22 protein-coding genes, 1 tRNA gene and 1 pseudogene are annotated in these 20,235 nt (G+C 55.7%); 12 read left to right on the forward strand and 12 right to left on the reverse strand.

The annotated features are described in order from the left end of the window. Positions 1–66: 66 nt before the first annotated feature. Genes ACR0DU_RS08210 through ACR0DU_RS08225 form a run of 4 tightly spaced genes read left to right on the forward strand, consistent with a single transcriptional unit; the run spans position 67 to position 1,950 of the window. Positions 67–522 (forward strand): EF-hand domain-containing protein, encoded by a 456-nt coding sequence (locus ACR0DU_RS08210; RefSeq protein ID WP_480873559.1) that lies wholly within the window; start codon positions 67–69, stop codon positions 520–522. 6 nt (positions 523–528) lie between these two features. After that, positions 529–1,143 carry an RNA polymerase sigma factor gene (locus ACR0DU_RS08215; protein ID WP_480873561.1) on the forward strand — a complete coding sequence of 205 codons (615 nt, stop codon included), beginning with the start codon at positions 529–531 and terminating at the stop codon, positions 1,141–1,143. Continuing rightward, complete coding sequence (locus ACR0DU_RS08220) at positions 1,136–1,480, forward strand: hypothetical protein (protein ID WP_480873563.1); 345 nt, start codon at positions 1,136–1,138, stop codon at positions 1,478–1,480. The genes ACR0DU_RS08215 and ACR0DU_RS08220 overlap by 8 nt, the downstream gene beginning before the upstream one ends. Then, positions 1,477–1,950 (forward strand): periplasmic heavy metal sensor, encoded by a 474-nt coding sequence (locus ACR0DU_RS08225; protein WP_480873564.1) that lies wholly within the window; start codon positions 1,477–1,479, stop codon positions 1,948–1,950. The genes ACR0DU_RS08220 and ACR0DU_RS08225 overlap by 4 nt, the downstream gene beginning before the upstream one ends. Positions 1,951–1,954: 4 nt before the next feature. Here ACR0DU_RS08225 and ACR0DU_RS08230 read toward each other — a convergent pair whose 3' ends face one another. Then, complete coding sequence (locus ACR0DU_RS08230; protein WP_480873566.1) at positions 1,955–3,355, reverse strand: diguanylate cyclase; 1,401 nt, start codon at positions 3,353–3,355, stop codon at positions 1,955–1,957. 89 nt (positions 3,356–3,444) lie between these two features. Here ACR0DU_RS08230 and ACR0DU_RS08235 point away from each other — a divergent pair, with 89 nt between their 5' ends. The 5 genes from ACR0DU_RS08235 (at position 3,445) to ACR0DU_RS08255 (ending at position 7,826) form a co-directional block, all read left to right on the forward strand. Next, positions 3,445–3,729 (forward strand): DUF3572 domain-containing protein, encoded by a 285-nt coding sequence (locus tag ACR0DU_RS08235; RefSeq protein WP_170543465.1) that lies wholly within the window; start codon positions 3,445–3,447, stop codon positions 3,727–3,729. A gap of 19 nt (positions 3,730–3,748) precedes the next feature. Continuing rightward, positions 3,749–4,441, forward strand: coding sequence for an HAD family hydrolase (locus tag ACR0DU_RS08240; protein WP_170543466.1), 693 nt, complete (start codon positions 3,749–3,751; stop codon positions 4,439–4,441). Between the two features lie 120 nt (positions 4,442–4,561). Further along, positions 4,562–6,121 carry a trimethylamine methyltransferase family protein gene (locus ACR0DU_RS08245; RefSeq protein WP_480873568.1) on the forward strand — a complete coding sequence of 520 codons (1,560 nt, stop codon included), beginning with the start codon at positions 4,562–4,564 and terminating at the stop codon, positions 6,119–6,121. 122 nt (positions 6,122–6,243) lie between these two features. Beyond that, positions 6,244–6,831 (forward strand): heme NO-binding domain-containing protein, encoded by a 588-nt coding sequence (locus tag ACR0DU_RS08250; RefSeq protein ID WP_170775727.1) that lies wholly within the window; start codon positions 6,244–6,246, stop codon positions 6,829–6,831. Then, a complete protein-coding gene (locus tag ACR0DU_RS08255) occupies positions 6,828–7,826 on the forward strand; it encodes a diguanylate cyclase domain-containing protein (protein ID WP_480456400.1) in 999 nt (332 codons plus the stop codon). The genes ACR0DU_RS08250 and ACR0DU_RS08255 overlap by 4 nt, the downstream gene beginning before the upstream one ends. An 11-nt stretch (positions 7,827–7,837) precedes the next feature. Here the strand turns inward: ACR0DU_RS08255 and ACR0DU_RS08260 are convergent, their stop codons facing one another. The 8 genes from ACR0DU_RS08260 to ACR0DU_RS08295 form a co-directional block, all read right to left on the reverse strand. Further along, positions 7,838–8,524 (reverse strand): CbiX/SirB N-terminal domain-containing protein, encoded by a 687-nt coding sequence (locus ACR0DU_RS08260; RefSeq protein ID WP_480873571.1) that lies wholly within the window; start codon positions 8,522–8,524, stop codon positions 7,838–7,840. A 72-nt stretch (positions 8,525–8,596) separates the two neighbouring features. Continuing rightward, positions 8,597–9,529 (reverse strand): AEC family transporter, encoded by a 933-nt coding sequence (locus ACR0DU_RS08265; RefSeq protein ID WP_010442740.1) that lies wholly within the window; start codon positions 9,527–9,529, stop codon positions 8,597–8,599. Positions 9,530–9,573: 44 nt separating this feature from the next. Then, positions 9,574–10,371, reverse strand: coding sequence for an MBL fold metallo-hydrolase (locus tag ACR0DU_RS08270; protein ID WP_480873573.1), 798 nt, complete (start codon positions 10,369–10,371; stop codon positions 9,574–9,576). Then, positions 10,368–11,174, reverse strand: a complete 807-nt coding sequence (locus ACR0DU_RS08275) for a TatD family hydrolase (RefSeq protein ID WP_480873575.1) — start codon at positions 11,172–11,174, stop codon at positions 10,368–10,370. The genes ACR0DU_RS08270 and ACR0DU_RS08275 overlap by 4 nt, the downstream gene beginning before the upstream one ends. Then, positions 11,171–12,292: a DNA polymerase III subunit delta' gene (locus ACR0DU_RS08280; protein WP_480873577.1), complete on the reverse strand. Its 1,122-nt coding sequence runs from the start codon at positions 12,290–12,292 to the stop codon at positions 11,171–11,173. The genes ACR0DU_RS08275 and ACR0DU_RS08280 overlap by 4 nt, the downstream gene beginning before the upstream one ends. Before the next feature lie 7 nt (positions 12,293–12,299). After that, positions 12,300–12,926, reverse strand: a complete 627-nt coding sequence (gene tmk / locus ACR0DU_RS08285; RefSeq protein WP_010442736.1) for a dTMP kinase — start codon at positions 12,924–12,926, stop codon at positions 12,300–12,302. Further along, the gene (locus tag ACR0DU_RS08290; RefSeq protein WP_010442735.1) at positions 12,923–14,089 is read right to left on the reverse strand and encodes a D-alanyl-D-alanine carboxypeptidase family protein; all 1,167 of its coding nucleotides are present in this window, start codon (positions 14,087–14,089) and stop codon (positions 12,923–12,925) included. Before ACR0DU_RS08290 ends, tmk begins: the two co-directional genes overlap by 4 nt. A gap of 19 nt (positions 14,090–14,108) precedes the next feature. After that, positions 14,109–15,410: an SPOR domain-containing protein gene (locus ACR0DU_RS08295; RefSeq protein ID WP_480873579.1), complete on the reverse strand. Its 1,302-nt coding sequence runs from the start codon at positions 15,408–15,410 to the stop codon at positions 14,109–14,111. A 204-nt stretch (positions 15,411–15,614) separates the two neighbouring features. Here ACR0DU_RS08295 and ACR0DU_RS08300 point away from each other — a divergent pair. The 3 genes and pseudogenes from ACR0DU_RS08300 to ACR0DU_RS08310 form a co-directional block, all read left to right on the forward strand. Next, positions 15,615–15,704, forward strand: a tRNA-Ser gene (locus tag ACR0DU_RS08300). A gap of 301 nt (positions 15,705–16,005) precedes the next feature. After that, positions 16,006–16,713, forward strand: a complete 708-nt coding sequence (locus ACR0DU_RS08305) for an IS6 family transposase (protein ID WP_480873775.1) — start codon at positions 16,006–16,008, stop codon at positions 16,711–16,713. 97 nt (positions 16,714–16,810) lie between these two features. Then, a pseudogene (locus ACR0DU_RS08310) lies at positions 16,811–17,035 on the forward strand (fumarylacetoacetate hydrolase family protein); the annotation flags it as partial. 193 nt (positions 17,036–17,228) lie between these two features. Here the strand turns inward: ACR0DU_RS08310 and ACR0DU_RS08315 are convergent. Genes ACR0DU_RS08315 through ACR0DU_RS08325 form a run of 3 tightly spaced genes read right to left on the reverse strand, consistent with a single transcriptional unit; the run spans position 17,229 to position 20,232 of the window. Then, positions 17,229–18,365, reverse strand: a complete 1,137-nt coding sequence (locus ACR0DU_RS08315) for a Gfo/Idh/MocA family protein (RefSeq protein WP_480873581.1) — start codon at positions 18,363–18,365, stop codon at positions 17,229–17,231. Positions 18,366–18,374: 9 nt separating this feature from the next. Continuing rightward, on the reverse strand, positions 18,375–19,118 hold the full coding sequence (locus ACR0DU_RS08320; RefSeq protein WP_480654319.1) for a sugar phosphate isomerase/epimerase family protein: 744 nt from the start codon (positions 19,116–19,118) through the stop codon (positions 18,375–18,377). Between the two features lie 25 nt (positions 19,119–19,143). After that, positions 19,144–20,232, reverse strand: coding sequence for an ABC transporter ATP-binding protein (locus ACR0DU_RS08325; RefSeq protein ID WP_480456409.1), 1,089 nt, complete (start codon positions 20,230–20,232; stop codon positions 19,144–19,146). Positions 20,233–20,235: the final 3 nt, after the last annotated feature.

A 20,235-nucleotide genomic window follows, 5' to 3' on the forward strand; every position in this document is an offset into this window, starting at 1 on the left:
TGCCCGGGCTGCGTTTTAAGAAGTATCAACAGCGGCAAGGTGCCGCTAAATTCAGGGAACTTTGTAATGAAAACCAAAACTTTCATCTCGGCCATCGTTCTTGCGGCAGTTGCAGTATCCGGCAGCTCAGCACTGGCCAAAGGGCCGCGTCCGACGTTTCAGGAACTGGATGCCGATGGAGACGGGCAGGTAACGCAGGCCGAGATCGCGGCGCATCGCAACCAGAAGTTCACGACCGCGGACACGGACGGAGACGGGCAGCTGAGCGTTGAGGAAATGCAGGCAGCAGCACAGGCGAAAGCCGGCGAGCGTGTCTCTAAGATGTTTGAGAAGCACGATGCTAACTCCGATGGTTTCCTCAGCGAAGATGAATTGCCGAAACCGCGCCGTGCCACCAAGATGTTCGAGCGTATCGACGCCGATGGGAACGGATCGATATCAGAACAGGAATATGCGGATGCGAAAGACAGGATGGGTCGGAAACACAAACGGCACCAGAAGTCGGACACAGACAACAACTGATACGGGATGGAGGATCTGACCTCTTACCCAAACGAGGCGCACGGCAGTTTTTCTGCCGTGCCCGAGCTCAGCGACGAGGAGTTGCTGGGCCGGTTTGCTGATGGCAATGCGGCTGCGGCCCGTCTGCTGACCGGGCGGCTTGGACCGCGCAGCTATTCCGTGGCCTTGCGAATGTTGGGAAATCAGGCGGAAGCCGAAGATGTGACACAAGAGGCGATGATGCGTCTTTGGAAGATGGCGCCTGACTGGGTGCCGGGACAGGCGCAGATTTCGACCTGGCTTTATCGTGTGACATTGAACCTGTGCCTGGATATGCGCCGAAGAAATCGGCCTGATGCGCTCGAAAATGTTGCCGAGCCAGAAGACGAATCCGCCAGCGTGGTTGATCGGATGCAAGATACCGAGCGTAAGGATGCGTTGCAGGCGGCATTGGATCAGTTGCCGGATCGGCAACGGCAAGCTGTGGTTCTGCGGCATATCGAAGAGTTGTCCAACCCTGAAATCGCAGGGATTATGGATATCTCGGTTGAGGCGGTTGAAAGCCTGACTGCGCGTGGAAAACGATCACTGGCCGCACTACTTGCGGGGCGTCGGGATGAACTGGGGTACGAACATGGCTGATCACGACAAAAAACTCGAACACCTGTTTGCGCAAGCGCGCGACGCTCGGGATGTGTTCCCGGACAATCTTGCCGTCCGAATTGAAACCGATGCAGAGGCGGTTCGGTTGGCTCGATCCGCACACAAACGGCGTCGAACATGGCGGGACCGGATGAATGTCATCGGCGGATGGCATGGGGTAAGTGGCCTTGTGGCCGCAAGTGCAGCTGGCATCTGGATCGGGTTTTCTGCGCCTGCTTTTCTACCTGACCCTGCAGACTATTTTGTCTCGCAGGATGCAACCTATCTGGTGGCTGATCTCAACTTAGATGAAAACTATCTGGAGGACGCGGAATGAGCGATAATCCTGCACCCAAACGCAAATGGATGCCCATTCTGCTGATCGCTTCGCTTGCTCTGAACCTGCTGATTGCAGGAGTCGTCCTGGGTACAGCCTTGCGTTTCAAAGGCAGTGATCGTGCCGCTATACCGCCAGGATTTGGCCCAGCATTGTACTATGCCCTGCCCAAATCTGATCGCAAAGCTCTCAAGGATGAATTGTCAGATCTGCGTGGCAAAGGATCGCATCGACGCAAACAGGATTTTGGTGCGCTTAGCCAGGCCTTGCGAGCCGTGCCATTTGATCCGTCTGCGGTTGAAGATTTGCTTGAGAAGCAAGCGCAGGCAACGGCAGAGCTGCAAACAGCGCTGCACCAGCAATGGCTTGCGCAGGTCACGCAAATGAGTGCGGAAGAGCGGGTCGAATATGCAAATCGGCTGGAGGAGGTCGTCAGACGCGGCCCAGGAAAACACAAGAAACGAAACTGACCCGTCAGGCTGCTGAACTACGGATATGCACCTGGTTGCGACCCGCATTTTTCGCCGCATACAGAGCTTGGTCGGCTGAACGAATCAACTGACCGACGGCATTTCTGCGATCTGCAATATTCAGATCAGGTGAGGAACACCATTTTACGCCTACGCTGATCGTGACCGAGGTCAATACGGATTCGTCGGGCAGGCAAAACGGTTTGTTGCAAATGCTTTCGCAGATCTTGTCCGCGAGTTTTAACGCCTGCTCTGCCGAGCAATGAGGCAGCCCAATCATGAATTCCTCTCCGCCGATGCGTGCGACAAAGCCGGCCTTTTCTGTTGCTGCCTGAAGCCTGCGCGCTGTTTCTGTCAGAACGATGTCACCGCCAGCATGACCAAAACGATCATTAATCGCCTTGAAGTGATCTAAATCCGCCAGCATCAATGCAAACCCACGCCCTGTTTCCAAGGCCTGGTGGGCGATCTGATCAAGTGCCCTCATGGCGAATCGACGATTGTGTAACCTTGTCAAAGGATCGGTTAGCGATTCGGATAGATCTTTACGTATCGACGCACGCAATTTGTCGTCGCGGGTTTTGCGAGCGATCTGGGTATCGAGCCGGAGCGAGATTTCGTCCGGGTGGAACCCTCCCATACAAATTGCATCCGCCCCTTTGTCCAAAGCCTCGGCGGCGAGGGTCGCATCCTCGTTTGACAGAACGCCGATTAAAACGGTGTTTCGGGTGGCGCTGCGGGATTTTAGATCGGCCAGGATGTGCCCTCCTGATCCGCCGGGCGCAAGCTCAACGACAATGGCATCAGGAGCGGGTTCAGAGAAAACGCCGTGCAGATCGGGTAAAGTGTAGTTGGACAGGCGGTGTCGTGTTTGCTGTGCCAACGCACTGCCCCATAGCGCTCCAGCGCGTGGGGTCTGGGTCAACAGTGCAATCTGCGCGATCGCCGGTGGCGCAAGCGGTATCTGTGCCGCCTCACCAAAACCAATGGATTGGTTGGCGTCTCCAAGGCTCAGTTCCTGCCGATCGGCATGTGAGCGCAACATGCTGCGAACGCGCGCGAGAAGCAAAGTATCCTTAAATGGGTAACCCAGCACGTCGTCTAAACCATCCGATAAGGCCTTTAATCGCGCCGCCCTATCATTTTGCGGCGTGATGGCAACAATCGGTACATCGGCCAAAGCGGGATCAACTGCCATTAACTTCTTAACATCCGAGGCGGTCCCGTCGGGCAAGGTTTGGGCGGTCAAAACCAAGTCAGGACGCGTGCGCCTTAGTAAAGCGCCCAATCCGGCCAGCTTTTCCCCTTGTACAACATGATACCAAGCCGCGGTGAGCTGGACCTTAAGCATAATGCGATTGGTCGAGACCCCGTCGAGGACCAGTATGGTACCCTGTACAGACATTGCCGTTCACCGTTAGATTGCATGCGCTACCAAAGTGTTTATGAGTCTGGTTAACAAACCCTTTCCAAGAGCGTCGTCGAGGCCAGATAATGCCAATCTCTGTCCATTCTGCTGAAACATTGGCCCTGAGGGTGCTGAATTGGTTGGTGGGAAATGATGAGTTGCTCCCAGTTTTTTTGGGTGCAACCGGCGCTTCCATAGAGGATTTGCGTGCTCGGGCAGGAGAAGGCGAGTTTCTGGGATCGGTACTGGACTTTCTGGTGCTTGACGATTCCTGGGTGATCGCCTTTTGTGACGCCCATTCCGTGCCCTACGAAGAACCCGGCCGCGCCCGCGCTGTGTTATCCGGCACTTCTGATATGCACTGGACCTGACCAATAGGAGCCTAAATTCATGAACATTGACGCCCTCGTCTTCGACAAGGACGGCACGCTTTTTGACTTTGCGTCTACATGGGGTGCGTTCGGACGTATCGCGCTTGAACGCCTATCCGACGGTGATACAAAGCGCGCGGCTGAACTTGGCCAGGTCATCGGTTTTGATTATGCCGAGGAGAGGTATAGCCCTGACAGTATCGTTATTGCAGGAACCGTCGATGAAATTGCGCGTGCCCTGACGCCGCACTTGACTGGCATCGCTCAGCATCAAATCGTCGAAACTCTCAATGACGCATCCGCAGCGGCAGAGCAAATGCCTGCCGTTCCTCTCGCACCTTTTCTTGAAAATATGCGAAAGACCGGGCTTAAACTGGGTGTAGCGACCAATGACGCCGAGATACCGGCGCTGCGTCATCTCGAATCGGTCGGAATTCGGGGTCACTTCGATTTTGTTGCAGGGTATGACAGTGGCCACGGCTTCAAACCCGGTCCAGGACAGCTTTTGGCATTTGCCAAACATGTCGATGTTGATCCGTCGCGCGTCGCCATGGTTGGTGACAGTCTTCATGATCTTGAAGCGGGTCGCGCCGCAGGCATGGTGACGATTGGTGTTCTTACGGGGCTTGCCACAACAGAAACGCTCGAACCTTTGGCAGATGTAGTTTTACCCGACATCGGCCATATTCCCGGCTGGTTGTCAGAAATCTGATTGTTCGGTGTTCTGAAACGCCAGTTTGAACGACAAAACCGACACCACTTGTCGCAGATAGAGCGGCCAGAGCTAATTCTTCGGGGCTTTCTTGAGAAAGAGAGCGCCAGGAGGACAGCTATGGAAGACAGCAGGACACGCAGACGCCGCAGCGGTGGCCGCGCTGGTGCAGCCACCCGTCGCGGTAGCGAAGTCATCGATCAGATGCCGTGGAATCCGCCTGTGAACTTAGACCGGCCAACAGAACCGTTGGGGTCAGAGGGGATTGAGGCGATCCACGAAGGAGCTATGCGCATCCTCGAAGAGATCGGTATCGAGTTCTATAATCAAGAAGCTCTTGGCATTTTGCGCGAAGCCGGCTGTACGATCTCTGGTGATAATGTCCGTATGGGGCGGGACTTTGTCATGGAAATGGTGCGCAAAGCCCCCAACTCATTCACCATTACGCCACGCAATCTGGACCGCCAAATCGAGGTTGGAGGCAAAACCATGTTGTTCGGCAATGTTTCGTCACCGCCGAACTATTGGGATATGGAAATTGGCAAAAAAGTACCCGGCACACGACGGATGTGTCAGGATTTGCTGAAACTGACACAGTATTTCAACTGCATCCATTTCGCCGGAGGCTATCCGGTAGAACCCGTCGATATCCATGCCAGCGTCCGACATCTTGATGTGCTTTATGACAAGCTGACACTGACTGACAAGGCGATGCACGCCTACTCACTGGGTAAGGAACGTGTCGAAGATGTGATGGAAATGGTCCGTATCGCGGGCGGTTTGAGTCACGAAGAGTTTGAGGCATCGCCTCGGATGTATACCAACATCAACTCGACCTCACCGCTCAAGCACGACCATCCGATGATCGATGGTTGTCTGAGGTTGGCGCGGCGCGGGCAAGCGATCGTAGTAACTCCGTTTACGCTGGCAGGTGCAATGGCCCCAGTGACGATGGCGGGTGCGGTCGCCCAATCGCTGGCTGAGGCATTGTGTGCGATTGCGCTGTTCCAATATGTCAGGCCCGGCATTCCGTGCGTGATTGGGACGTTCACCTCGAATGTTGATATGAAGTCCGGAGCACCTGCGTTCGGGACGCCGGAATACATGCGCTCGACGCAGATGACCGGACAAATGGCGCGGTTCTATGGATTGCCGATGCGCTCTTCGGGTGTGTGCGCTGCGAATGTGCCAGATGGTCAGGCCATTTGGGAAACATCAAATTCACTGTGGGCCGCTGTTCAATCTGGAACAAATATGGTCTATCACGCGGCTGGTTGGCTTGAAGGCGGTCTGATCGCGAGTCCTGAGAAATTCATCATGGATTGCGAAATCCTGCAACAGATTCAGCGATATATGAAGCCGGAATTGACAGCGACAGGACCGGACGAGATCGCCCTTGAAGCAATCCGTTCAGTGGGAAATGACGGGCATTTCTTTGGCATTCAACACACACAGGATCGCTATACCACGGCGTTTTATCAGCCGTTTCTGAGCGATTGGAAAAACTTTGAGGCCTGGGAAGTCGCTGGCGGTATCTGGACTGCGGAACGGGCCCATCGAATGTTCAAAGAAATCGTTAACAATTTTGAAGCGCCGGCATTGGACGAGGCGATCCGCGAAGAGCTTGAAGACTTTGTTGCCCGCCGCAAGGCTGAAGGGGGCGCGCCGACAGATTTCTGACCTAGCCGAACCACGCAGATTAGTCATGAATGTCTAACATTCTCATGATCTCAGCCAGGATATTGGGTGTTTGTTAAGTTTTCTGGGGTCACCTGAAGCAGATATCCAATTCGAGTTGTTTCATGCATGGGCTGATTAACAGGGCGATCCAATCATTCGTTTGCGCCACTTATGGGCGCCAATGCTGGCTGCAGGCGACCCAAGCCGCAGGATTGGATTTCGTCGAATTCGAGGCGATGCTGATCTATGAGGCAGAGGTTTCAGATCGTGTGCTGGACGTGCTTTGTACCGAATTGAACCGTCGAAAATCCGAGTTTCTTGAGGACTTGGGAACCTACCTCGTATCACATGCGAATATGGAGGACCTAAGGCGATTGCTGCGTTTCGGGGGCGTAACGTATGTCGAGTTTTTGCACTCGCTAGATGATTTGTCTGATCGAGTGCGCCTTGCTGTTTCGGATCTCACGCTGCCGGACCTTGAATTGCAGGAACATTCATCAGCGGAATACCAACTATATTGCTCTCCCGGGCTGCCGGGATTTTCCAGTGTTATGACTGGTGTTTTGCGGGCTATGGCGGATGACTACGGCGCACTTGTTGTTCTTTCGAACGAAGAGCGTCGAAATGGGTCAGAGCTCATTTCGATTACACTGATCGAAAGCGCCTTTGCCGAAGGGCGTCATTTTGAGCTTGGGGCGCGGAAATCATGATCGAAACCGAAGATCTGGGTTCCCTTCTCGATACTTTGTGCCCCATGTATGTTCTTATCAATGATGAGGGGCGAATTGTTCAAGTGGGCCCCACAGTGCAGAAACTGCGCCCGGAGCAACCCATGGCAGGGCGGCGTTTTCTTGACGTCTTTGAGTTGCAGCGCCCGCGTTCTGTCACTGAGTTTCCAACGTTGCTTTCGACGCCAGGCGCGCGGTTACGTCTTCGTTTCCAAGATCAACCGCAAACAGCCTTTAAGGGCCTGATCGCGCCACTTTCTGGAAAGGGTGCATCGGTTGTTAACCTGTCATTCGGAATTTCAATATTGGATGCGGTGCGAGACTATGCACTGACAAGCGCAGATTTCTCAGGCACCGACTTGGCGATCGAATTGCTGTATTTGGTCGAAGCTAAATCTGCCGCGATGGAGGCTTCCAGATCATTGAACCTGCGTCTGCAAGGTGCAAAGCTGGCGGCTGAGGAGCAGGCCTATACAGACACGCTGACCGGGCTAAAAAACCGGCGTGCAATGGACCATATACTCGGGCATTTGATATCAACGAAATCGTCATTTGCATTAATGCATCTGGATTTGGATTTTTTCAAATCGGTCAACGATCGTCTGGGCCATGCCGCAGGGGATTTTGTGCTGCAGCAAGCCGCAATGATCATGCTTGATGAAACGCGGAGTGATGATACGGTCGCTCGTGTCGGCGGGGACGAGTTTGTCTTGATTATCAAAGGGGTGACCGACCGGAAAAAACTCGACAGCATTGCCCGGCGCCTGATCGCGCAACTTTGCCAGCCGATGAAATTCGAGGGAGCGGCCTGCAGTGTATCAGCGAGCGTTGGTACTGCTTTGTCGACCCAGTTCGAAATGCCAAAAGCGCAGGATGTACTGCATGCCGCTGACCTAGCGCTATACGCCGCAAAACGAAACGGACGATCTTGCCACCGGTTCTACTGTGAGTTTTCGAATGCACAACAATCCGGATAGAATGCGCTTGCCTAAATGGCGTCCAATATCGCAGCGATATGTTGTTCGACTTGGGGTAGCTCAGAAATGACTGGCATAACTTGGCCGGCGAAGTTTGCGCGGGCCAATTCTTGCGGCACATCTTCGAGCACATGGCCTCCGGTGCAGGCAAAGAAGGGCAGGCAAAGTGCCTTTTCACCACATCCTGATGCTGCCTCGGCAATGCTTGGAGATTGCTCAACAAAGCCGGTTCGGGTGCTTTTGAATGTGACCAATTGGCCCAGCGTATCTGCAAACCCATGGGCCACCGTTGCCGGGTTATTGCTGCGCCCTGAACCATGGGCTGCAATTACCAGATCAGTGTCAGGTGCTGACCATCCTAGATTTTCAAGTTTTTGATGCAGGGCGCTTTTAACCAAAAATGGCAACTGTGGGTCGATACCTAGAGGATCCAGAATTCTGACCGACCGAGAACCAAGTCGCTTAGGTAAAGCCTTGGTCACAAACCAACCCTTCGCCATGAACAACGGATAGATCGCTAGGTCGCCGTGCAATTCGTCAAGGCACGTCTCAAGCGCGTCAGGTGCAGCCAAAGTGGCGGAATGAACCGAGACCCGATGACACAGTGAATCTATTTGCCTGGCAAAGCGCGCCAGCGCCGCCTCGGCGGGTGCCGGATTTGACGGTTGTCCATGTGCGACGATAACGGCGTGTGGCATGCGGTGCTCCGAGATGGTGCTGCGAAAGATGTCCTGCTTGTTTGCAGAGTCAATGCAGGATTTTTGATCTGGCTATCCAAGTAGGGTCAACCAAAGCCAGACAGTCAGTATGGATGACGCGGTGCCGATCAAAACTGAAGATGCAGCAACCCGTTTGGCGCGCCCATACATATTTGCAAAGATATAGGCGTTGAAGCCCGGAGCCATCGCAGCGGTAAGAACACCTGAGCGAAACAGATCTTGCGGTAGCGCCAGTGAAGTTCCGAATAGCCATACGAGGCTTGGATGTAGCAACAGCGAGATGCAACAGACGAAGATAATGGCGCGCAAATCGCCTTCGGGTCGGTACTTCACCAACACGCCCCCCAATGCGAACAGTGCGCCGGGTAGGGCCGCGCGCGTAATCAGGTTCAACGCGTCATCAACCACGCCCGGTATTACAAATCCGGTAAGATTGACAACAAAGCCCAATGAGATGCCCAGTATCAACGCATTCTTGAACATTGCGGACAATACGGATTTCACCATCCGCGTCCCACCATGGCCACGGTTTCGAAAGATCTCCATCACGGTGATACCAACGCAATAGCAAAACGGTGAATGGAAGGCGATGATCGCAAAATTTCCCGTCAAGTTGTCCGGTCCGTAGGCACGTTCCGTGATGGGCAACCCTAAAAGCACTGAATTTGAGAACAAGCAGCAAAAGCCAATCGCGATCGAGTCCTCCCACTCGCGTCCGAATATGAGGCGAGCGCCTACCATTCCGGCGACAAAACAGAGGCCAGCTGCCGAATAGAAGCTGGTTAATAGTCTGGGGTCGAAGCTTGCGCTGAGATCGAGATTGGCGATGGCCAGAAACAACAAACAGGGAATGGCGAAGCCCTGCGTGAATTTCATCAACCCGTCGATATGGTCTTCGCGGAAATATCCGAACCGGGTTGCCGTATACCCGGCGCCGATGACCAAAAACACCGGCAGGATGACATCGATCAGGCTTTGGAACATGTCGCTGCCATCGACGGTATCGCGCGCGCGAACAGCGTCTTGCCCTACAGAGGTTGCCGGATCACCATGCCGTCAAAAGCAGGCGTAATATGATCCGGTGTTTCCGCATTAACCGTGGCATAATCCAGATCGATATGCATGTTGGTCAGAACGGCACGTTTTGGTTTCAATTGCTCAATCCAGCCCAGCGTCTTCTCCAGATGGGCATGGGTTGGATGCGGGGATCGGCGTAGGGCATCAATGATCAGGCAGTCGAGGTCTGAAAGCTCAGCCATGCTCTCATCATAAAGCTCTGCAACATCAGGCAGATAAACGAGATTTCCTATCTTGAAGCCAAGGGCATCAATCGATCCGTGGTTCACACGGAATGGTCGAAAGGGGATCTGGCCGCCGGGGCCGGAAACCTCAAACGGGCCATTGATTGTCTTTAGGTCCAGGATGGGCGGATAGGGTGAGCCTTCGGGTTGAACAAACGCATATCCAAAGCGACCGAGTAGATCGTTCTGGGTATCGCCGTCCGCCCATACAGGCACGCGGGTTTTCATGTTGAAAACAATCATCCGCAGATCGTCGATGCCATTCGTGTGATCGGCATGGGAATGGGTGTAAATCACGCCATCCAAACGCCCCGTTCCGGTGCCTAGCAATTGGCTGCGCATATCAGGAGACGTATCGATCAATACCGAGGTCGTACCCTCTGGCCCATCGCGTTCGGCCAACAGTGAGCAGCGACGCCGGATGTTTTTGGGGTTCTCCGGATCGCATTCGCCCCAATGCCCCCCAAGTCGCGGTACACCGCCGGACGAACCGCAGCCAAGTATTGTAAAGCGCAGCTCGCTCATGCAGCGGCCTTGTAGCAAGCGGCTTTGGTGAACAGCCGGTCAAAATTGGCCTGTGTTTGGACGGCGAAATCGGCGTACTCCAAACCGAATACTTCGGCCCCTTTGCGCGCTGTATGCGCGGTGTAGGCCGGTTCGTTTCGTTTGCCGCGATAGGGCGGTGGCGCCAGATAGGGCGCGTCGGTTTCAACCAGGATACGATCGATGGGCGCGGCGGCGAAGATATCACGCAGCTCCTGACTTTTGGGGAATGCTGCAATGCCGGACATGGATAGATAGAAGCCAAGATCAAGGGCGGCTCGGGCCAGCTCGGCTGAGGAAGAAAAGCAATGCATGACACAGGAATACGGAGCGTTTCTATGCTCATCCGCCAAGATACGTGCCATGTCCTCATCCGCGGCACGTGCATGGATAATCAGGGGTAATCCGGTCCGCTGCGCCGCTTCGATATGGATACGCAGCGAACGCTTTTGAACGTCCGCCGACTCAGCCGTGTAGTGATAATCAAGCCCGCTTTCCCCAATGCCCACGAATTTCGGATGCTTGGCGAATGCGAGCAGTTCATCGACTGTTGCCATCGGCTCGTCAGCGGCGCTCATCGGGTGGGTGCCCGCGGCATAAAAGACAGGGGCATGAGCCTCGGCGATGGCACGTACCGTGGGCTCGTTACGCAACCGTGTGCAGATGGTCACCATGCGTGTCACGCCAGCGTCGGCAGCGCGTGAAACGATTTCTTCCAACTGACCGTCAAAATCCGGGAAATCCAGATGGCAATGGCTGTCGGTAATTTCGGGAGTGGGGCTCATCTGTTGTGACCGGCGGTTTCCTGTATCTTGAACAGCGTATCTAGGACAAGCGAGGCAGGGTCAAGGTTCACCGCCTGCCCATGCCGCGCACGCGCCGTGATGGGGGCGGCGATTTCGGCCCATTGGCGGGCCTTTTGCGGTGAGCTGGAGAGACGCGATAAAGTTTCGGCCTCATTTGGGGCGGCCTCGGGCATCAGTGCGGTGCCGGTCGCACCAGTCAGAGCCAGGCGCGAGAGCACCACGTCGATTAGCGAAAGCAGCAGATCAAACCGTTCGGTGGCCCCTCGCTGAGCAGCCGTTTCAGCCAGTTTCAGGGCGCGCTGGCGGTCAAGCCGGGGCAGGGTGCCCAGAATGGCAATCAACTCGGCATAAAGTTCCAGTCCGCCGAGATTGATCAAGCGAACGGCATCGCCCACGGACCCGGCGGCAAGGGCTGCCAAATGCTCGGCCTGACCAGAGATTTCCGTGCCGGTCTGTGTCAGCGCAGCCTGCATGTCATCGGTGCCAAGGGGCGAAAGCCGCAGTGTGCGACAACGCGACCGGATGGTCGGCAGCAGGCGCGAAGGTTGGTGTGAAATCAGCAGCAGCGTCGTGCGCGCTGGCGGTTCTTCGAGCATTTTCAGCAGCGCGTTTGCGGCGCTGACGTTCATTTCATCCGCCGAGTCCACAATGACAACCCGTCGACCCCCATCAGCTGAGGACAAGCCGAAGAACCGCCCAAGTTTGCGGACGTCATCAACAACGATTTCATTGCGCAGCCGTCCCTGATCGTTAACAGAGCGGGTAATTGCGGCAAGGCCGGGTTCGGCCCCGGCAAGAATGCGATGGGCGACCGGGTGTTCCGGGGCAATATCCAAAGTGTCAGGCGGAGGTGGAGCGCCGAACAGTCCGCCATCCTCGCGTGGCGGCGTGGCCAGCAAGAACTGCGCGATCCGCCATGCTAGTGTTGCTTTGCCCACTCCACGAGGACCGGTCAGCAACCAACCATGGTGCAATCGATCCGAATTGTACGCGGTCAGAAAGGCCTGTTGTGCTGCGTCCTGCCCGATAAGACGGGTGGTTTCTCGCGGATGTGGCGCGCCAGGGGCCTGATCCGGAGTTAGGGTGTCGTCGCTCATGTCTGGTCTATCGCAGAGAAGTCATTACAATATCTGTCACATCCTGCGCGACGCTGTCCATGTCCCTATTGCCGTTCACGACTCGAAAACGATCCTGGAATTCGTCCGCCAGAGCGAGAAAACCTGCACGCATTTGCAGTTGAAGATCGACACCGAAATCTTCGAACCGTTCTTCAGCACCTTGCCGACCCTTAGCGCGTGAAAGACCGGTTTCCGGATCCATATCGATCAGTAGTGTCAGGTCAGGCTCGCGCCCGATCATCAAATTGTGCAGCTGATCCACGAGGCTGCGAAGATCGCCACGCGACATCCCCTGATACATGCGAGTGCTGTCGGCAAATCGGTCGCAGATGACCACTTTTCCAGCGGCCAGTGCGGGTTCGATTGTGCGTTCCAGATGGTCACGCCGGGCTGCAGTGAATAGCAGAATTTCCGTTTCGGCCGACCAACGATCCGGGTCGCCCTGTAAAACCAGATTGCGAATTTCTTCGGCACCGGCAGACCCACCCGGTTCCCGAGTCAGAATGACATCGCGGCCTTCACGTCGCAGGTGATCGGCCAGCAGTCGAGCTTGTGTAGACTTGCCGGATCCGTCAATGCCTTCGAAGGTAAGAAACGTGCCGCGCGCCGTCACATTTGCTCCAGCGGATTGTTGATCACGTCTTTTAGAACGATGCCGCCCACTGTCATCATGCGGACGACAAACCCGCCGAGGGGGACATCCCTGTCTGCCACCAACGGGCGGCGGATTTCCGGCAGGCCTTCGGGTTTGATCACCAACTCAGCCAGCTGTTGGCCTTTGCTGACCGGCGCATTGATCGGGCCCTCATAAACGACTTCGGCCTCAATGTCCTTGTTGCCCAGGACTGGAAATAGCAGGGTCAGATCACCTTCGGGCACCAAACCCACAGTTTTTTCCGCACCCATCCAAAGCTTGGCCTGCGCTACCGGTTCTTCCGATTTGGCAACTGTCCTCTCGACAAAATTTCGAAACGACCAGTTAACCACGGCCTCAGCCTCCTCTGCCCGCTTGCCGACGCTGTCGAGCCCGGAGAGCACAAAGACAACCCGGCGATCCCCTTGTTTGGCAGAACCAACCAGACCATATCCTGCTTCTTGCGTGTGACCGGTCTTGAGACCGTCGGCCCCGATATCCAGTTTCAGTAGAGGATTGCGGTTGCGTGCGTTCGACGGGGCACGACCGTCGAATTCGAAAACCTCTTCCGCAAAGAGGGGATAGTATTCAGGGAAATCAGTGATCAATCGATCGGCCAGAACTGCCAGATCATGCACAGACATCATGTGCCCCGCAGCAGGCCAGCCATTAGAATTGGCAAAGTTCGAGTTGTTCATACCCATCTGTTGCCCGCGCTGGGTCATAAAGCGGGCAAACCCGGCTTCGGTCCCGTCGGGGCTCAATGCCTCGGCAATCACGACGCAGGCGTCGTTTCCAGATAGCACAATGATCCCGCGCAGAAGGTCTTCGACCCGCACACGGTCCTGCGTGTTCAGGAACATGGTCGAGCCACCATAGCTCATGGCGTGTTCAGATACCGGCAGAGTTTCGTCCAGCGTAAGGCGACCATCGCGCAGCGCTTCAAACGCGACATAAAGCGTCATGAGTTTCGACATAGAAGCCGGGGGCAGAGGCTGATCAGCGTCTTTCGACAACAGCACAGTGCCGGTTTTCTGATCGATCACATAAGCAGCGCGCGCGGTGGTGTCGAACGCATAGGCCGGCAGCGCCATTAGTGCCAGCCCGATGGCAAGAGAGGTTGATCGTAAAGCGGAAAGCATCATTCGCCTCCTAGTTCAGTCAGTTCTTGGCCGTGAAGGCATCAGTAAACCCAAGGTCTTTGACGTCATTCAACAATGCCCGGCGTTCGCTGCGTGTTGCAACAGGTCCAACCAGAACGCGCCATACTGATTTGTCTTCACCTTTCAGTTCAAACACGTCAGCATTCATCCCATTCCGACGTATCTTTTCCGCTGCGCTCTTGGCATTGGATTCAACGCCAAAAGTTCCAGCCTGAACATACGGCTTGGATAAGCCTCCTGCCGTTGCAGTGCTTGCTGCCACCGGTGCCGCTGCAGCGGTCGGTTCGGATGCTTCAATTGCTGCCGCAGCACCTGCGATCGGGTCCAATGGCGTTTCGGTGATCTCGTTAGGGTTTTTCTTTTGCCACCACTTGCGCTTAGCGGGCTTCTCAGTTGGCGGTGTTATCTCTGGGTCTGACAATGCCGCCGACTGCACCTCGGTCGGGGCGGCATCAGCCTCTGTGACGGCGGCAGCAGCTGCTCCTGCTGCCGCAGCGTTGGCTTCATCCGTTGGTTTTTTCTGCCACCATTTGCGTTTGACTGGTTGCTCAGTCGCTTGTGGATCTGCATCGGCAACCTCGGTGCTTTGCACTTCGGCGGGGGTCGACTCATCGTCCGAAGATGCGACGACGGCGCCAGCGGCTGCCCCAGCAACAACTGCAGCACCAGCATTCGTGTTATTGGTTGGTTTTTTCTGCCACCACTTACGTTTAACGGGCTGTTCGACTGCTTCGCCTTCAGCTGTTTCCGTCGCCGCTTCGATTCCTTCTGCAACTTCTCCATCCTCGGTCGCCTCTGTCTCTTCAGGGGCAGGGGGCACTTCAATCGCCTCACGGCGCAGTGCCACGACTTGAACCTTGGTTGGGGCCCCCGCCAGCATACCGAGCTGTTCTGCGGCCGAGGAAGAGACCTGTAGCGCAGGTCCGGGTAAAGCCCGCTCGCGACGGAACAATGCGCCCGTAACTGTCTTGTTGTTGGCTGTGTTCTTGATCCGCACCCGCTCGGGTTGAGTAACATCAGGGTGTGCCACCCAAATTCCACCCAGAGAGGGGCGTCCATCCCAAAGTCCGGCTTCGGTCACCTGAAATACATCGGGTGCCTCAACATCACGCTGGTTCGCAGGTGCCGCATCCGGGAACAACTCGAACCTGTTGGTATTGTCTGCCTCTTCGGTCGCAACTTCTTCTTCAGGGGCCTCTTGCAGGCTGAACCCTTCTTCGCACCCAGCCAAAGCGGCCAAACCCACGACCAGAATTGCCAGCCGTTGTGGCCCTAAGCGTGTGCCCGTAGCTCGCTCCATTGTCTCAATCCCTTGCCTGACAAAGCCATATTGGCCGCGCCCCACCGCGTGATTGCTGGTTCTTCTTGCCAGTCTCTAGCGGTCTTGTCCGCGAATGATAACGCGGGCACGGGGCTAAGGAAAGACTGCTGCTGAAGCTTAGGCAAGATTTCCCGCTTTATGGCTTGCCTCTGCCTGAAACACAGCTTAGACCCTGCGGCACGCGGGGAGGTGGCAGAGTGGTCGAATGCGGCGGTCTTGAAAACCGTTGAACGTGAGAGCGTTCCCAGGGTTCGAATCCCTGTCTCCCCGCCACTCATACCTGTCTCACTTCAGTTGTACTTTCTGACCCGGAATTGTGCCGCAATTCCCGCGAGTTGGCGCATGCGCCTTCAATCAGAGACAGAGCAGACCGTACACTCAGAACGCACTTCCGGCGGCAGCCTCAGTGCCGCATTTTGTCGGGTTCGCTTTGGGAGGGATTTCCCTGATAAGCGGCAATTTACAGGGAATTTTCGTAAAACGGGTCTGAGTTCCGTCGTTCCTCACTTCAGAACCGGGTATTGTCAGAAGAACTTGGCTTGAGGCGGGCAGGGGTCTTGCGTAGCTTTTGCCCATAACCAATTTTACCTCTTTTAAGTACTTCAGAACCAGCCCCGAGATCATCCGCCTTGCGGTGATGCTTTACATCCGTTTCCCACTCTCGCTTCGAAATGTCGAAGACTTGTTACACGAGCGAGGCATCGACGTGAGCCACGAAACTGTCCGGTGTCGGTGGAATAGGTTTGGCCCAATGTTTGGCGCTGAGATCCAAAGAAAGCGTGTTCAGCAGCTGCGCGCATTCTCCAAACGGAAGTGGCATGTGGATGAGGTTTTTGTGAAGGTGAATGGCAAACGGCATTATCTTTGGCGGGCCGTTGATCACGAAGGCGAGATGCTGGAAGCCGTTGTTAACAAACGCCGAAACAAAGCTGTAGCATTTAAATTCCTCAAGAAATTGATGAAGCGACATGGTTGCGCCGAAGAGGTCGTCTCGGATCGCTTCGCCTCATACAGAGCCGCGCTCAGAGAGCTGGGTGCACTCGAAAAACAACAGACGGGCAGGTGGCTCAACAACCGCGTCGAGAATTCACATCTTCCTTTCCGACGGCGTGAACGCGCCATGCAACGTGTCAGGCGGATGCGAAGTTTGCAGAAATTCGCCGCCGTCCATTCCTCCGTATACAACCACTTCAACCAGGAAAGATCGCTAGCCAGCCGAGACACCTTCAAGCTGACCCGCGCCGCCGCTCTCGCCGAGTGGCGCGGTCTTTTTGCCGAATAAAGGACAGCTCTACTGGCCTAGCTGAGACTGGTTCGAATTCGTCTTACAGCACCGTTCCGGATAGGTTCGCGGTTTCTCAGGCAAACTGAGACTGGTTCGAATTAGTCTGACAGCACCTTGTGAAGTACGGCAAGAAGGCGACTTGAACCAGATGATTTGGAAAATTCCCGAGATGATCTCTTACCTGAGCGACTACTTCGAGCTTGCCGCTGGTGACGTCATCCTCTCAGGAACACCTTCTGGAGTTGGTCCGGTCAATCGCGGGGATGTTATGGTCGTTGCAATCGACAAGCTGGGCCGTCTGTATGTCCGCGTAACTTAGCAACTGCCTTCCTCTGCGAAAGCAACCGATGCTTGTGTAAACGGATAACAGATGCCCCATTTAGTCGCTGAATTGATCGAGCACCACGCAGACTCGGGAAAGGCCATCGGTGCCCCTGACATGCATGATCTCTTCCAGATCACGGAGATATCATACCGAACATAGAACAAGACCACGAACTGGATAGCGTCGTCTATGGGACAAGCAATAAACGAGCGTCATTCTCGGTCAGTGGATCGGGCCTGGTGCATGTCGTCGAGGTTTCAACCCAGCGTCGGTGTTCCCCTGCGTCCAGAATGGACGTCATCACATCAACCGCGTGAATGGCCAGATCGATATTGCAACGGTGGGAACGTCCTTCCAGTATTGCTTGTACCATGTCCGCCAACCCAGCGGTGCGATAGTTGGCCAGAAGCCTATCCTCGCCGTGGATTTCATTCGGAACGCCAAATGGATGCTCTGAGCCAGGCAAAGGATGCAGGTCGCCAGCTTGATTGGAAACCATCACGTCTCCGCCGAAGAAGTTTGGGTCGGGCACCTGCATCGTGCCCTCGGTGCCGTATAGCTCCATATTTGGATGCGTATGAGCGTGGATGTCCCAACTGGCCCCCAAGGTTACGATGGCGCCATTTTCGAATTCAAGAAGCACATGGATATTGGTTGGCGTATTGACCGGGATCTCTTCGCCTTCGCGGGCGCCATTGCCGATTGTACGCGTGGGAAAACTTGCAGCAGTCATGGCGCAGACGGCCTTAACCGGACCGATCAGCTGGATCAGATTGGTAATGTAGTATGGGCCGAGATCTAGGATCGGCCCTGCGCCCGGTCGAAAGAAGAAGTCCGGGTTTGGGTGCCAATGCTCCATGCCGCGGGACATCACGTGGCAGGTTCCGCCGATCACGCGGCCGATCTGGCCGTCATCGATGACCGCGCGTGCTTGCTGGTGCGCACCACCCAGAAACGTGTCCGGTGCCGAGCCGACGCGTAGCCCTTTACTTTCGGCCAGATCCCGCAGGGCTTTGCCTTGATCCAATGTCAGGACCAGAGGTTTTTCTGAATAGGCGTGTTTTCCGGCCTCGAGAATACGCTTGGTCAGGTCGAAGTGGGCCTCGGGGATGGTTAGATTGACGACAACGTCAATGTCGTTGGCGGCCAGCAGGTCATCCACTGACTCGGCGCGGATATTATACTCGTTGGCGCGGGACTGCGCCGCGCTCATATTGATGTCCGCGACCGCACGGACTTCCAGCCCTTTAAAAAGGGGCGCAAATTTTAGGTACGTAGTAGAGATGCTGCCGCATCCGATGATGCCGACGCCAAGAGTGCTCATGGAATATCCTCAAAGGGCTTGTACGGTTGCCAGCGAACGCGACGCGAAACGATGGTGGTCGTTGGGGTTGTCGTGTTCAATGACATAACGAGAGACACCGGCGTCCTGCAGCGCGTCGTGGATCGCGGTCCAGTCCATGACCCCATAACCCACATCGGCCCAACCGTCTTCGTCAACGCAATCGCCTTGCGGCGCGAGGTCCTTGATATGCGCCGAATGTATCTGATCACTGTAGGTTCGGATGAGGTGTACCGGGTCCAGCCCGGCGCGCACGACCCAGCCGAGATCAAGCTCGAGCTTCAGATCGGGCGAGGCCCCGGCAATGATGTCCAGCGGTGTTACGCCACCACCCAGATCGACCAGTTCGAAATCGTGATTGTGCCAGCCGAAGATCAGCCCGGCCTTTTGCAGTGGTTTGCCGGCTGCTACCAGACGTTCGGCAAATACTTCCCAACCGGCGCGATCCGTCGGGCGGTCTTCGGCATCTAGAAAGGGTGCGAACACCGCTTCGGCTCCAACAGCCTGGGCGAGATCAATCGCAGCGCCCGGGTCGCGTTCAAGGTCGGCGAGGCCGTAGTGCAATGTGGGCATTCTCAGCCCCGCCGTTGCGAGGTCTTCCGTGAGCGAAGGTGCTTGGGCGAACAGGGCACCATATCCTTCGACCTCGTTAAATCCTGTTGCGTAAAGCATGGCGAGCGTGTCCGGCAGGGGCCAGTTTCGCGAACCGTAAAGCTGATATGAAATAGCAGGCATGATATGTCCTTTCATCTGACGCTGGTTACAGTCGCGTCTCGGTCGCGGCGTCAAACAGCGAAGCGCGTGAAGTATCGAAACCAATTCGCAGGCGATCGCCTTCGGCCACGCGGCTGAGCCCATCCATGCGGAAACGTAGATTGTGTGACCCAAGGGTGGAGTGAACCAGGGTATCCGAACCCAGTTTCTCGACGATCTGAACTTCGACCTCTGCCTGTGCTGCAGCAGTCTCAACCGCGTCGCCGGTCAGAACATGTTCGGGGCGAATACCGATGACAACGGGTCCGGCGTGGTGGTCTGTTCTTTCGAATTCGTAGCCGTCCAGCGGCAGCGACAGGTCGTGTCCGGCGAAATGGCCATTGTCGATGCGGCCTTCGATCATGTTCATTGCCGGGCTGCCGATGAAACCTGCGACATAGATGTTTTGTGGCCGGTTGTAGATTTCGTCCGGGCTGCCCAATTGCATGATTTTGCCCCCTTTCATGATGGCAATCCGGTCCGCAAGTGTCATCGCTTCGACCTGATCATGCGTCACATAGATCATGGTATTCTTGAGCTGCTGATGCAGGCGTTTGAGTTCAACCCGCAGATCGGTGCGCAGCTTGGCGTCAAGGTTCGAGAGCGGCTCGTCAAACAGGAACACATCGACATCACGTACCAGTGCCCGGCCGATGGCGACGCGCTGGCGCTGACCGCCGGACAATGCGCCCGGCTTGCGCTTGAGCAAAGGTTCGATCTGCAATATTTCGGCGGCCCGCGCCACGCGCTTGGCGATCTCATCTCTGGCAACGCGCGCGTTCTTGAGGCCGAAGGACAGGTTTCCTTCAACAGTCATCTGCGGGTACAGCGCATAAGACTGAAACACCATGCCGATGCCACGGTCTGATGGTTCCTTCCAGGTTACGTTTTGACCTTTGATGAAAATCTGCCCGTCGGTCACGTCCAGCAGCCCGGCGATACAGTTCAACAGGGTGGATTTGCCACAACCGGACGACCCCAGCAGCACAAGAAACTCGCCTTCATGGATGTCGATGTTCAGCTCTTGCAGAACTTTGACTTCGCCAAAGTGTAGGTCCAAATCGCGGACTTCGACGGAATGGGAATGAATGTTCATAGG

This window comes from Ruegeria sp. G2 (assembly GCF_056533505.1).